This window comes from Enterobacter chuandaensis (assembly GCF_039718975.1).
In the GTDB taxonomy this organism is placed as follows: domain Bacteria; phylum Pseudomonadota; class Gammaproteobacteria; order Enterobacterales; family Enterobacteriaceae; genus Enterobacter; species Enterobacter chuandaensis.
On record NZ_CP097173.1, the window covers coordinates 946613 to 960482 of the forward strand.

13 protein-coding genes are annotated in these 13870 nt (G+C 55.3%); 11 read left to right on the top strand and 2 right to left on the bottom strand.

From position 1 onward, the window contains the following. Nucleotides 1-75: 75 nt before the first annotated feature. The 11 genes from skp to tilS all read left to right on the top strand — a co-directional run bounded on the left by skp (nucleotide 76) and on the right by tilS (nucleotide 13220). Entirely contained in the window at nucleotides 76-570 is a 495-nt protein-coding gene (gene skp, locus MX657_RS04580; RefSeq protein ID WP_014882635.1) for a molecular chaperone Skp, read from the top strand. 3 nt (nucleotides 571-573) lie between these two features. Then, nucleotides 574-1599 carry a UDP-3-O-(3-hydroxymyristoyl)glucosamine N-acyltransferase gene (lpxD, locus tag MX657_RS04585; RefSeq protein WP_041911190.1) on the top strand — a complete coding sequence of 342 codons (1026 nt, stop codon included), beginning with the start codon at nucleotides 574-576 and terminating at the stop codon, nucleotides 1597-1599. 102 nt (nucleotides 1600-1701) lie between these two features. After that, nucleotides 1702-2157: a 3-hydroxyacyl-ACP dehydratase FabZ gene (fabZ, locus tag MX657_RS04590; protein WP_010426706.1), complete on the top strand. Its 456-nt coding sequence runs from the start codon at nucleotides 1702-1704 to the stop codon at nucleotides 2155-2157. A 3-nt stretch (nucleotides 2158-2160) separates the two neighbouring features. Next, nucleotides 2161-2949, top strand: a complete 789-nt coding sequence (gene lpxA / locus MX657_RS04595) for an acyl-ACP--UDP-N-acetylglucosamine O-acyltransferase (protein WP_080328755.1) — start codon at nucleotides 2161-2163, stop codon at nucleotides 2947-2949. Beyond that, nucleotides 2949-4097 carry a lipid-A-disaccharide synthase gene (gene lpxB / locus MX657_RS04600; RefSeq protein WP_119915987.1) on the top strand — a complete coding sequence of 383 codons (1149 nt, stop codon included), beginning with the start codon at nucleotides 2949-2951 and terminating at the stop codon, nucleotides 4095-4097. The genes lpxA and lpxB overlap by 1 nt, the downstream gene beginning before the upstream one ends. Then, nucleotides 4094-4690: a ribonuclease HII gene (rnhB, locus tag MX657_RS04605; protein WP_080328757.1), complete on the top strand. Its 597-nt coding sequence runs from the start codon at nucleotides 4094-4096 to the stop codon at nucleotides 4688-4690. Before lpxB ends, rnhB begins: the two co-directional genes overlap by 4 nt. A 38-nt stretch (nucleotides 4691-4728) precedes the next feature. Continuing rightward, nucleotides 4729-8211 carry a DNA polymerase III subunit alpha gene (gene dnaE, locus MX657_RS04610; protein WP_080328758.1) on the top strand — a complete coding sequence of 1161 codons (3483 nt, stop codon included), beginning with the start codon at nucleotides 4729-4731 and terminating at the stop codon, nucleotides 8209-8211. A 12-nt stretch (nucleotides 8212-8223) separates the two neighbouring features. Next, complete coding sequence (gene accA, locus MX657_RS04615; protein WP_013095666.1) at nucleotides 8224-9183, top strand: acetyl-CoA carboxylase carboxyl transferase subunit alpha; 960 nt, start codon at nucleotides 8224-8226, stop codon at nucleotides 9181-9183. 100 nt (nucleotides 9184-9283) lie between these two features. Beyond that, nucleotides 9284-11416: a lysine decarboxylase LdcC gene (locus tag MX657_RS04620; protein ID WP_346807474.1), complete on the top strand. Its 2133-nt coding sequence runs from the start codon at nucleotides 9284-9286 to the stop codon at nucleotides 11414-11416. Nucleotides 11417-11482: 66 nt separating this feature from the next. Next, nucleotides 11483-11872, top strand: coding sequence for a VOC family protein (locus tag MX657_RS04625; RefSeq protein WP_119915983.1), 390 nt, complete (start codon nucleotides 11483-11485; stop codon nucleotides 11870-11872). Nucleotides 11873-11930: 58 nt separating this feature from the next. Continuing rightward, entirely contained in the window at nucleotides 11931-13220 is a 1290-nt protein-coding gene (tilS, locus tag MX657_RS04630; RefSeq protein WP_217479557.1) for a tRNA lysidine(34) synthetase TilS, read from the top strand. Nucleotides 13221-13248: 28 nt separating this feature from the next. Here the strand turns inward: tilS and rof are convergent, their stop codons facing one another. Further along, a complete protein-coding gene (gene rof / locus MX657_RS04635; protein ID WP_014830722.1) occupies nucleotides 13249-13509 on the bottom strand; it encodes a Rho-binding antiterminator in 261 nt (86 codons plus the stop codon). Continuing rightward, nucleotides 13496-13696, bottom strand: a complete 201-nt coding sequence (locus MX657_RS04640; protein WP_008501889.1) for a YaeP family protein — start codon at nucleotides 13694-13696, stop codon at nucleotides 13496-13498. The genes rof and MX657_RS04640 overlap by 14 nt, the downstream gene beginning before the upstream one ends. Nucleotides 13697-13870 lie beyond the last annotated feature (174 nt).

Sequence of the window (13870 nt, forward strand, 5' to 3'; positions counted from 1 at the left end):
CGATCGGTCAAACGGTCGCCTTGCCACGCAAAGAACGGTACCTTCTGGTGCCAATGGGATGGTAAGGAGTTAATTGTGAAAAAGTGGTTATTAGCTGCAGGTCTCGGTTTAGCGATGGCAACTTCTGCTCAGGCAGCAGACAAAATCGCAATCGTCAACATGGGTAATTTGTTCCAGCAAGTCGCTCAGAAAACCGGTGTTTCTGCGACTCTGGAAAACGAATTCAAAGGCCGTGCGAGCGAACTGCAGCGTATGGAAGGCGATCTTCAGTCTAAAATGCAGCGTCTGCAGCGTGATGGTTCTACCATGAAAGCAAGCGATCGCAGCAAACTGGAAAAAGACGTTATGGCTCAGCGCCAGACCTTCTCCCAGAAAGCACAGGCTTTCGAGCAGGATCGTCAGCGTCGTTCTAACGAAGAGCGTGGCAAGCTGGTGACTCGCATTCAGACTGCTGTTAAAGCAGTTGCTGCCGATCAGAGCATCGATCTGGTTGTTGATGCGAACGCCGTTGCTTTCAACAGCAGCGATGTTAAAGACATCACCGCTGATGTTCTGAAACAGGTTAAATAAGTAATGCCTTCAATTCGACTGGCTGATTTAGCTCAGCAGTTGGATGCAGAATTACACGGTGATGGCGATATCGTCATCACCGCTGTTGCGTCCATGCAATCTGCTAAAGCTGGCACGATTACCTTCATGGTAAGCCCTAAGTACCGTGAACAACTGGCTCAATGCCAGGCGTCAGCAGTTGTTCTGACGCAGGACGATCTTCCCTTTGCCACTGGAAGCGCGCTGGTAGTGAAAAATCCCTACCTGACGTATGCACGTATGGCTCAAATTCTTGATACCACGCCGCAGCCGGCGCAGAACATTGCTGCCAGTGCAGCGATTGATCCGACGGCCAAGCTGGGTAACAACGTGGCCGTTGGCGCAAATGCGGTTATCGAATCTGGCGTTGAGCTGGGCGATAACGTCGTGATTGGCCCGGGATGCTTCGTTGGGAAAAATACGAAAATCGGCGCTGGAACCCGTTTATGGGCCAATGTGTCCGTTTATCATGAAGTTGAAATCGGCGAAAATTGCCTCGTCCAATCCAGTACCGTGATTGGTTCAGATGGCTTTGGTTACGCGAACGATCGCGGTAATTGGGTTAAGATCCCGCAGCTTGGTCGCGTTATTATTGGCGATCGCGTGGAGATCGGCGCCTGTACCACCATTGACCGTGGTGCACTTGACGACACGATCATTGGCAATGGTGTTATCATCGATAACCAGTGCCAGATTGCGCATAACGTTGTGATTGGCGACAATACCGCGGTTGCGGGGGGCGTCATCATGGCGGGCAGCCTGAAAATTGGTCGTTACTGCATGATTGGCGGCGCGAGCGTGATTAATGGCCACATGGAAATATGCGACAAGGTGACGGTGACGGGCATGGGCATGGTAATGCGTCCTATCACTGAACCCGGCGTCTATTCCTCCGGCATTCCGCTGCAACCCAACAAGGTATGGCGTAAAACAGCAGCTCTGGTGATGAACATTGATGATATGAGCAAGCGACTCAAGTCTCTTGAGCGTAAGATCGATCAACAAGACTAAACGTCACCCGTTTAACGCTATCTTTCCCGGCCTGTCGGCTTTCTAATAAACCGGCAGGCCGTGTTATTATTGTTATCAGTACATTTTGACAGGAAGAGTATTTTGACTACTGACACTCATACTCTGCATATTGAAGAGATTTTAGAACTTCTGCCGCACCGCTACCCGTTTTTGCTGGTAGACCGTGTGCTGGATTTTGAAGAAGGTCGTTTTCTGCGCGCAGTGAAAAATGTTTCCGTGAACGAGCCGTTCTTCCAGGGGCACTTCCCGGGAAAACCTATCTTCCCGGGTGTGTTGATTCTGGAAGCGATGGCTCAGGCTACCGGTATTCTGGCGTTTAAAAGCGTTGGTAAACTGGAGCCAGGTGAGCTGTATTACTTCGCAGGTATTGATGAAGCGCGCTTTAAGCGTCCTGTCGTGCCTGGTGATCAGATGATCATGGAAGTCACTTTTGAAAAAACGCGTCGTGGCCTGACTCGCTTCAAAGGCGTAGCGCTGGTTGACGGCAAAGTTGTTTGCGAAGCGACGATGATGTGTGCTCGTAGCCGGGAGTCCTGATACGTGATTGATAAATCCGCCTTTATTCATCCTACCGCTATTGTGGAAACCGGTGCCATTATTGGTGCTAACGTCCACATTGGCCCGTTCTGTATTGTTGGACCCCATGTCGAAATTGGTGAGGGTACAGTACTGAAATCTCACGTTGTCGTGAATGGTCATACCACCATTGGCTGCAACAACGAGATTTATCAGTTCGCTTCCATCGGTGAAGTAAACCAGGATCTGAAATATGCTGGTGAGTCGACCCGTCTGGAAATTGGCGATCGTAACCGTATTCGCGAAAGCGTCACCATTCATCGTGGAACAGTACAGGGTGGTGGGTTGACGAAGGTGGGCAGCGATAACCTGTTTATGGTTAATGCGCATATCGCGCACGACTGTACCGTGGGTGACCGCTGTATTCTTGCCAACAACGCAACGCTGGCAGGACACGTATCGGTTGATGACTTCGCAATTATTGGCGGCATGACCGCAGTCCATCAGTTCTGCATCATTGGTGCACATGTGATGGTCGGCGGATGCTCCGGTGTGGCGCAGGACGTCCCACCGTATGTGATTGCGCAGGGCAACCATGCCACGCCGTTTGGCGTGAACATCGAAGGCCTCAAGCGTCGTGGCTTTAGCCGCGAAGCGATTACTGCTATCCGCAACGCGTACAAGCTGCTGTACCGTAGCGGTAAAACGCTGGAAGAGGCGAAGCCGGAAATTGCCGAGCTGGCGGATAAGCATCCTGAAGTGAACGCGTTCATGGAATTCTTTGACCGTTCAACAAGGGGTCTGATTCGTTAATGGTCGACAGTCGTCCGCTTACGATAGCCCTGGTCGCCGGAGAAACCTCCGGCGATATTCTTGGTGCAGGTCTCATCCGGGCTCTTAAGGCGCGCGTACCCAATGCTCGCTTTGTCGGCGTTGCTGGCCCGCTGATGCAGGCCGAAGGCTGTGAAGCCTGGTATGAAATGGAAGAGCTGGCCGTGATGGGCATTGTCGAGGTGCTGGGGCGCCTGCGCCGTTTGCTGCATATTCGTGCCGATCTCACCCGCCGCTTTACCGAGCTTAAACCCGATGTGTTTGTCGGTATCGACGCACCTGATTTCAACATTACCCTCGAAGGGAATCTGAAAAAGCAGGGCATCAAAACCATTCACTACGTCAGTCCGTCCGTGTGGGCGTGGCGACAGAAACGCGTTTTCAAAATCGGACGGTCCACCAACCTTGTGCTGGCTTTCCTGCCTTTCGAAAAAGCGTTTTACGACAAATTTAATGTTCCGTGCCGTTTTATCGGTCACACCATGGCCGATGCCATGCCTCTGGATCCGGATAAAAACGCGGCACGCGACGTGCTGGGCATCCCGCATGATGCGCACTGTCTGGCACTGTTGCCGGGCAGCCGTGGCGCAGAAGTTGAGATGCTGAGCGCTGATTTTCTGAAAACCGCGCAGATTCTTCGCGAGACCTGGCCCGATCTTGAAGTGGTTGTGCCGCTGGTGAATGCCAAACGCCGCGAGCAGTTCGAGCGCATCAAAGCCGATGTTGCCCCGGATCTTCACGTCCGTCTTCTCGACGGGAAAGGGCGGGAAGCCATGTACGCGAGCGATGCCGCACTGCTGGCCTCCGGCACGGCGGCGCTGGAGTGTATGCTGGCGAAATGCCCGATGGTGGTCGGTTATCGCATGAAGCCGTTTACCTTCTGGCTGGCAAAACGCCTGGTGAAAACGGATTATGTCTCCCTGCCAAACCTGCTGGCCGGACGCGAGCTGGTAAAAGAACTGTTGCAGGATGAGTGCCAGCCGCAGGCGCTGGCGGATGCCCTGCTGCCGCTGCTCGCCAACGGCAAAACCAGCCACCAGATGCACGATACCTTCCGCGAACTGCATCAACTGATCCGCTGTAATGCTGATGAGCAAGCGGCCGATGCGGTGCTGGAGTTAGCAAAATGATGGAATTTGTTTATCCTCACACTCGCCTTGTGGCGGGGGTGGATGAAGTGGGTCGTGGCCCGTTAGTGGGTGCCGTGGTGACTGCTGCGGTGATCCTCGATCCGGCTCGCCCGATCGTCGGGCTGAACGACTCTAAAAAATTGTCCGAAAAGCGCCGGCTGGCGCTGTTCAGTGAGATTCAGGAAAAGGCGCTGGCCTGGAGCCTGGGGCGCGCTGAACCGCATGAAATAGACGAACTGAATATTTTGCATGCCACGATGCTGGCGATGCAGCGTGCGGTAGCGGGCCTGAAAATTGCCCCGGAATATGTTCTGATTGACGGCAACCGCTGTCCGGCGTTGCCGATGCCGTCGCTGGCTGTCGTCAAAGGTGATAGCCGGGTCGCAGAGATCAGTGCAGCTTCTATTATTGCCAAAGTGACACGCGATGCCGAAATGGCCGCGCTGGACCTCACTTACCCTCAGTATGGTTTCGCCCAGCATAAAGGGTATCCAACGGCTTTCCATCTGGAAAAGCTGGCTGAACATGGCGCAACTGAACATCACCGACGCAGCTTTGGCCCGGTGAAACGCGCGCTGGGACTGGTGTCCTGAATCAATACGCAAGCAATTAAGTAACGCGGAATCTGAAGATGGCTGAACCACGTTTCGTACACCTGCGGGTGCATAGCGACTACTCCATGATCGATGGGCTGGCGAAGACCGGGCCGCTGGTAAAAAAGGCGGCCGCGCTTGGTATGCCTGCACTGGCGATCACCGATTTTACCAACCTGTGTGGCCTGGTGAAGTTCTACGGAACAGCGCATGGCGCGGGGATGAAGCCTATCGTCGGTGCGGATTTTCACGTGCAGAGCGATCTCATTGGCGATGAACTGACGCAAATCTCCGTGTTAGCCATGAACAACACGGGTTATCAAAACCTTACCCTGCTTATCTCAAAAGCCTATCAGCGCGGTTACGGTGCGCTGGGCCCGTGGATTGACAGGGACTGGCTGGCTGAGCTTAACGAGGGGCTGCTGCTGATCTCCGGTGGTCGCATGGGCGATGTCGGAAAATCGCTGCTGCGCGGTAACAGCGCGCTGGTGGATCAGTGCGTCTCGTTCTATGAAGAGTACTTCCCCAGTCGTTATTATCTGGAGCTGATTCGCACCGGCCGCCAGGATGAAGAGAGTTATCTGCACGCTGCTGTCGCGCTGGCAGAAGAGCGCGGCTTGCCCGTGGTGGCGACCAACGACGTGCGCTTCCTTGAGTCGGGCGATTTTGACGCCCACGAAATTCGCGTGGCGATCCACGATGGCTTTACCCTCGACGATCCGAAACGCCCGCGTAACTACTCATCGCAGCAATATATGCGCAGCGAAGAGGAGATGTGCGAGCTCTTCTCCGACATCCCGGAAGCGCTGGAAAACAGCGTAGAGATCGCCAAGCGCTGTAACGTGACCGTGCGCCTTGGTGAATACTTCCTGCCGCAGTTCCCGACCGGCGACATGACCACGGAAGATTTCCTGGTCATGAAGTCGAAAGAGGGTCTTGAAGAGCGCCTGGAATTCCTTTTCCCGGATGAAGCGGTCCGCAAAGAGAAGCGTCCTGAGTATGACGAGCGCCTGGATATTGAACTCCAGGTTATCAACCAGATGGGCTTCCCGGGCTACTTCCTGATCGTAATGGAGTTTATCCAGTGGTCGAAGGATAACGGCGTTCCGGTCGGACCGGGCCGTGGCTCCGGTGCAGGTTCTCTGGTGGCCTATGCGCTGAAAATTACCGACCTCGATCCGCTGGAATTCGACCTGCTGTTCGAACGTTTCCTTAACCCGGAACGTGTTTCCATGCCCGACTTCGACGTCGACTTCTGTATGGAGAAACGCGATCAGGTGATCGAGCACGTGGCCGATATGTACGGTCGTGACGCGGTATCACAGATTATTACCTTCGGTACGATGGCGGCGAAAGCGGTTATCCGCGACGTGGGTCGCGTGCTGGGCCACCCGTACGGTTTCGTCGATCGTATTTCTAAACTGGTGCCGCCCGATCCGGGCATGACGCTGGCAAAAGCGTTTGAAGCAGAACCTCAGCTGCCGGAAATCTACGAAGCTGACGAAGAAGTCAAAGCGCTGATCGACATGGCGCGCAAGCTGGAAGGCGTCACGCGTAACGCCGGTAAGCATGCGGGGGGCGTCGTTATCGCCCCAACCAAAATTACCGACTTTGCGCCGCTGTACTGCGACGAAGCGGGCCAGCATCCGGTCACCCAGTTCGATAAAAACGACGTGGAATACGCCGGGCTGGTGAAGTTCGACTTCCTCGGCCTGCGCACGCTGACTATCATCAACTGGGCGCTGGAGATGATCAACGCCCGCCGCGAGAAGAACGGCGAGCCGCCGCTGGATATCGCGGCCATCCCGCTGGATGACAAGAAAAGTTTCGACATGCTGCAGCGCTCGGAGACAACAGCTGTCTTCCAGCTTGAATCCCGTGGCATGAAAGATCTGATTAAACGTCTGCAGCCCGACTGCTTCGAAGATATGATCGCACTGGTGGCCCTGTTCCGTCCGGGCCCGCTGCAGTCAGGGATGGTAGATAACTTTATCGATCGTAAGCACGGGCGCGAAGAGATTTCCTACCCGGACGTGCAGTGGCAGCACGAAAGCCTGAAGCCTGTGCTGGAGCCGACCTACGGCATCATCCTGTATCAGGAACAGGTTATGCAGATCGCCCAGGTGCTTTCCGGCTATACCCTTGGCGGCGCGGATATGCTGCGTCGTGCGATGGGTAAGAAAAAGCCGGAAGAGATGGCCAAGCAGCGATCTATTTTTGAAGACGGGGCGAAGAAAAACGGCGTTGACGGCGAGCTGGCGATGAAAATCTTCGACCTGGTGGAGAAATTCGCCGGGTACGGATTTAACAAATCCCACTCCGCTGCCTATGCTTTGGTTTCGTATCAAACGCTGTGGCTGAAAGCGCACTATCCCGCGGAGTTTATGGCGGCGGTTATGACCGCCGATATGGACAACACCGAGAAGGTGGTAGGCCTGGTGGACGAGTGCTGGCGTATGGGGCTGAAAATCCTGCCGCCGGACATTAACTCGGGGCTCTACCATTTCCACGTCAACGATGACGGGGAGATCGTCTACGGGATCGGCGCGATCAAAGGCGTGGGCGAGGGGCCGATCGAGGCGATCATCGAAGCGCGTAACAACGGCGGGTATTTCCGCGAGCTTTTCGATCTCTGCGCCCGCACCGATACCAAAAAACTGAACCGCCGTGTGCTGGAAAAGCTGATCATGTCTGGCGCGTTCGACAGGCTGGGGCCGCACCGCGCCGCGCTGATGAACTCGCTCGGCGATGCGCTGAAAGCGGCCGATCAGCACGCGAAAGCGGAAGCCATTGGCCAGGCGGATATGTTTGGCGTACTGGCGGAAGAGCCAGAGCAGATTGAGCAGTCTTACTCTAACTGTCAGCCCTGGCCAGAACAGGTTGTACTGGATGGCGAACGGGAAACGTTAGGCTTGTACCTGACGGGTCACCCGATCAACCAGTACATCAAAGAAATTGAGCGCTATGTCGGAGGCAACAGGCTAAAAGACATGCATCCGACAGATCGTGGTAAAATCACCACGGCTGCGGGGCTCGTGATTGCTGCAAGGGTAATGGTCACCAAGCGCGGCAATCGTATCGGCATCTGTACGCTGGATGACCGTTCCGGGCGTCTGGAGGTGATGCTATTCACCGACGCGCTGGATAAATACCAGCAATTGCTGGAAAAAGACCGCATACTTATCGTCAGCGGACAGGTCAGCTTTGATGACTTCAGCGGGGGGCTTAAAATGACCGCCCGCGAAGTGATGGACATTGACGAAGCCCGGGAAAAATATGCTCGCGGGCTTGCTATCTCGCTGACGGACAGGCAAATTGATGACCAGCTTTTAAACCGACTCCGTCAGTCTCTGGAACCCCACCGCTCGGGGACCATTCCAGTACATCTCTACTATCAGAGGGCGGATGCACGTGCGCGGTTGCGCTTTGGTGCAACGTGGCGTGTCTCTCCGAGCGATCGTTTACTGAACGATCTCCGTGGCCTCATTGGTTCGGAGCAGGTGGAACTGGAGTTTGACTAATACAGGAATACTATGAGTCTGAATTTCCTTGATTTCGAACAGCCGATTGCTGAGCTGGAAGCGAAAATCGATTCTCTGACAGCGGTAAGCCGTCAGGATGAAAAACTGGATATTAACATCGACGAAGAAGTGCATCGTCTGCGCGAAAAAAGCGTAGAGCTGACGCGCAAAATCTTTGCCGATCTCGGCGCATGGCAGATCGCCCAGTTGGCGCGTCATCCGCAGCGTCCGTACACCCTGGATTATGTCCGCCTGGCGTTTGATGAATTCGACGAACTGGCAGGCGATCGCGCATACGCTGATGACAAAGCTATCGTCGGCGGTATCGCGCGTCTGGACGGACGCCCGGTGATGATCATTGGTCATCAGAAAGGCCGTGAAACCAAAGAGAAGATCCGTCGTAACTTTGGTATGCCAGCACCAGAAGGCTACCGTAAAGCCCTGCGTCTGATGGAGATGGCTGAGCGTTTCAACATGCCAATCATCACCTTCATCGACACCCCGGGTGCATACCCAGGCGTGGGCGCGGAAGAGCGCGGCCAGTCTGAAGCCATCGCGCGCAACCTGCGTGAGATGTCTCGTCTGAAAGTGCCGGTCATCTGTACCGTTATCGGTGAAGGTGGTTCCGGCGGTGCGCTGGCCATTGGCGTGGGCGATAAAGTGAATATGCTGCAGTACAGCACCTATTCCGTTATCTCGCCTGAAGGTTGCGCGTCCATTCTGTGGAAAAGCGCCGACAAAGCGCCGCTGGCTGCAGAAGCGATGGGCATCATTGCGCCACGTCTGAAAGAGCTGAAGCTGATCGACACCGTTATCCCGGAACCTCTGGGCGGCGCGCATCGTAAGCCGGAAGTGATGGCCGCGTCCCTGAAGGCGCAGCTGCTGGCGGACCTGGCGGACCTGGACGTCCTGAGCAAAGAAGACCTGCTCAACCGTCGTTACCAGCGTCTGATGACCTACGGTTACGCGTAAGCTTCACAATTATCTGAAAAGCCGCACACTGTTGCGGCTTTTTTTATACCTGCGGTTTAGCCTGGCTATGCTTAGCTAATGTTTTTTAAGGAGGAAGCCCGTGAATATCATTGCCATTATGGGACCACACGGCGTCTTTTATAAAGATGAGCCGATTAAGGAGCTGGAGCAAGCCCTGCAGTCGCGCGGATATCAGCTAATCTGGCCGCACAACAGTGCCGACCTGCTGAAGTTTATCGAGCACAACCCGCGTATCTGCGGCGTGATCTTCGACTGGGACGAGTATGATCTCGAACTGTGCAGCGACATCAACAAGCTGAATGAATATCTCCCGCTGTACGCGTTTATCAATACCCACTCGACCATGGACGTCAGCGCCCATGATATGCGTATGGCGCTGTGGTTCTTTGAGTACTCTCTTGGCGTGGCAGAAGATATTGCGACCCGGATCCAGCAGTACACGCGCGAATATCTGGATAACATCACGCCGCCCTTCACCCGCGCGCTGTTCACCTATGTGAAAGAGGGAAAATACACCTTCTGTACGCCCGGGCATATGGCCGGGACGGCCTATCAAAAAAGCCCGGTGGGCTGCCTGTTCTATGATTTCTTTGGCGGCAACACGCTAAAGGCAGACGTCTCGATTTCGGTCACTGAGCTGGGTTCTCTGCTCGACCACACCGGCCCGCATCTGGAGGCCGAAGAGTACATCGCCCGTACCTTTGGTGCTGAGCAGAGCTATATGGTGACTAATGGCACCTCGACCTCAAATAAAATTGTCGGCATGTACGCCACGCCTGCCGGAAGCACATTGCTGATCGACCGTAACTGTCATAAATCGCTGGCGCACCTGCTGATGATGAGCGACGTCGTCCCGATCTGGCTATCACCCACGCGTAACGCGCTCGGTATCCTCGGCGGCATTCCGCGCCGGGAGTTCACGCATCAAGCCATTGAAAATAAGGTATCGGCGATCCCTGAAGCCAGCTGGCCTGTTCACGCGGTGATCACGAACTCCACCTATGATGGCCTGCTTTACAACACCAACTGGATTAAGCAGACGCTGGACGTGCCGTCGATCCACTTTGATTCCGCGTGGGTGCCTTATACCAACTTCCACCCGATTTATTCGGGAAAAAGTGGGATGAGCGGCGAGCGCGTGCCGGGCAAAGTGTTCTTCGAAACGCAATCGACGCACAAAATGCTGGCCGCGTTTTCGCAGGCCTCGCTTATTCACATCAAAGGCGAGTACGACGAGGATACCTTCGACGAAGCCTTTATGATGCACACCACCACCTCTCCGAGCTATCCGCTGGTGGCCTCTATCGAGACGGCGGCGGCGATGCTCCGCGGCAATCCGGGTAAACGCCTGATTAACCGCTCGGTGGAACGCGCGCTGCATTTCCGTAAAGAGGTTCAGCGGTTAAAAGATGAGGCGGAGGGCTGGTTCTTTGATATCTGGCAGCCGGAAGAGATTGACGAGGCGGAGTGCTGGCCAGTCGCGCCGGGGGAGAGCTGGCACGGTTTTCGGGATGCCGATGCGGACCACATGTTCCTCGATCCGGTTAAGGTGACGATCCTGACGCCGGGCATGGACGAGCAGGGCGTGATGGGCGACGAAGGGATCCCCGCCGCGCTGGTAGCGAAGTTCCTTGACGAGCGCGGCGTGGTGGTGGAGAAGACCGGCCCTTATAATTTGCTGTTCCTGTTCAGTATCGGAATCGATAAAACCCGGGCAATGGGGCTGCTGCGCGGGCTGATGGAGTTTAAGCGCGCCTACGATCTGAACCTGCGGGTGAAGAACATGCTTCCGGATCTCTACGCGGAAGATCCTGACTTCTATCGCAACATGCGCATTCAGGAGCTGGCGCAGGGGATCCACAGGCTGATCCGCCAGCACGATCTGCCGCGCCTGATGCTCCAGGCGTTTGATGTTCTGCCTGAAATGAAGCTGACGCCGCACAAGGCCTGGCAGCGGCAGGTGAAAGGTGACGTTGAAACCGTTGAGCTGGAAAATTTGGTTGGACGCGTGTCGGCCAACATGATCCTGCCGTATCCGCCAGGTGTGCCGCTGCTGATGCCGGGTGAGATGATCACCGAGGAGAGCCGGGCGGTGCTCGATTTCCTGCTGATGCTCTGTTCGGTAGGACGTCATTATCCTGGCTTCGAAACGGATATCCACGGTGCGAAGCGAGATGAAAACGGCGTGTACTGGGTGCGAGTCCTAAAATAAAGATGACCGCTTGCCAGGTGCGGGTTTTCGGTTGTAACGTTTCAGGCATCATAAAAAGGAGAAGCTATGCTGGGTTTAAAAGCTGTTCATCATATTGCGATCATTGCCACTGATTACGCGAAAAGTAAGGCCTTCTACTGCGATATCCTTGGCTTCACGCTGTTGAGCGAGGCCTACCGCGAGGAGCGCGACTCCTGGAAAGGTGACCTGGCGTTAAACGGACAATATGTAATTGAACTGTTCTCCTTTCCCTTTCCGCCTGCGCGCCCGTCACGCCCGGAAGCCTGCGGCCTGCGCCATCTTGCCTTCAGCGTTGATGACCTGGACAGCGCAGTAAAACATCTGGAAACTCACGGCGTGACGTGCGAACCCATTCGTATCGACCCGTTCACTGACAAGCGTTTTACCTTTTTCAACGACCCGGACGGCCTGCCGCTGGAGCTTTACCAGCAGTAATGTTTGTCCTGTGTGATAATGCCCGCTCAGTTCGGGCATTTTTTATGTGTAATTTCCTATGACCTTACCCGCTATCGCACAAGCCGTTTCATCGTACCGCCAGCTGCTGGTGGGGTTTAGCGGTGGCCTGGATTCCACCGTGTTGCTGCATCGCCTTAAGCTCTGGCGCGATCGGGACCCTGACGTCCAGCTTCGGGCGATACACATCCACCACGGACTAAGCCCTCATGCAGAAGAGTGGGTAACGCACTGTGAAGCCTTGTGTGCGGCCTGGGCGATCCCGCTCATCGTTGAGCGCGTCACGCTTGCTGATGAAGGATTGGGTATTGAGGCGCAGGCGCGTAAAGCCCGCTATGCCGCGTTTGCCGGAGCATTACGTACTGGAGAAGCGCTGGTCACGGCGCAGCATCTGGACGATCAGTGCGAAACATTTTTGCTGGCGCTTAAGCGGGGCAGCGGGCCTGCGGGGCTTTCCGCCATGCCGGCGTGTTCTGATTTTGCCGGAACGCAATTATTGCGTCCGCTGCTTGGCGAGACGCGTGCCTCACTGGAAGCCTGGGCGCGAGAACACCAGCTGAGCTGGATCGAAGATGAGAGCAACCAGGATGACAGCTACGACCGTAACTTCCTGCGTCTGCGCGTCCTCCCGCTGTTGAGCGAGCGCTGGCCGCATTTTGCCGACGCGACGGCAAGAAGCGCCATGCTGTGTGCCGAACAGGAAACGTTGCTTGATGAGTTGCTCAGTGAAGAGCTGGCTGAACTGATTTCTGAAGACGGGGCGCTGGCGATCGCGCCGCTGGAGGCGATGAGCCCGGTACGTCGTGCCGCGCTGTTACGACGCTGGCTGGCCTCTCATCATGCTGCGATGCCGTCGCGGGCGATGCTTAGCCGTATCTGGGACGAAGTGGCGCAGTCGCGGGCAGACGCTTCCCCCTGCGTATACCTGCATGGGTTTGAGGTAAGACGCTATAGAGGCGAACTGTGGTGGATAAAATCCACGCCCTCACTGACCGATGTGGTGCTCGACTGGCTTTCTCCTGACGCACCGCTGATTTTGCCCTGTGAGGCAGGGCGCGTCTCTCTCATTCCGTCTGGTCATGTGCGGCTGCCGAAGCCCGGTGAACCGGTCACCGTGCGCTTTAAGGCTGGCGGCATGCTGCATATCGTCGGGCGCAACGGGGGACGGAAGCTGAAGAAAATTTGGCAGGAGTGTAACGTGCCGCCGTGGCTGCGCGACACCACGCCACTGTTGTTCTACGGTGAAACGCTTATCGCTGCGGCAGGCGTTTTCATCACGGAAGAGGGATGGACAGAAGAGGGGGTCCGTTTTGCGTGGCAGAAAGCGTAACGGGCAGCCAGGCTGCCCGTTAGTGTCATCAGGATTCGCTCACCACGACGGTGCCGATTTGCGGGTGGCTGAAGCTGGCTATTTTGTCCAGACGCAGCTCACGCGTCGCACCGGCGTCTTCAACTATCAGGTATTCCACATTCTTACGTGAAACCAGATCGCTGGCTTTCGCCTTCAACACTTCGCCATCTTTTAGCTCCAGCGTCAGTATTAAATGATGCTGGCAGGCGAGTTCGAGGTTGTCATAATCATCACAATTGATGGGTTGATAAGTATCATTCATCGACATAATCGCTCACCAGTAAATTCGCCGCAGCATACGCTGCTTTTTCCCTGACCGACTCTGAAAGGCTCTCATCAGAGGCCACTTCATTAAGCACTTTCAATACACAGCCCAACGCGTCCGGGACATACCCCAGATCTCCGCTGGCGATTTCCGCATACCGTTTGCGAATTAACTCACAATAATTATTCACATCCCCTCCCGCCAGCGCACTGACTTACTGTGAGATATCATTAAGCCTACGAAGATAAACTCGGTTTAGCAAGGTGACTATACCATACTCATTTAAGCAATATCAGCGCCTTGATAGTGGGGTATTTAACACCCCGTAACAGCCTTTTGCCGCAGTTTTCGCTACAATGACCCC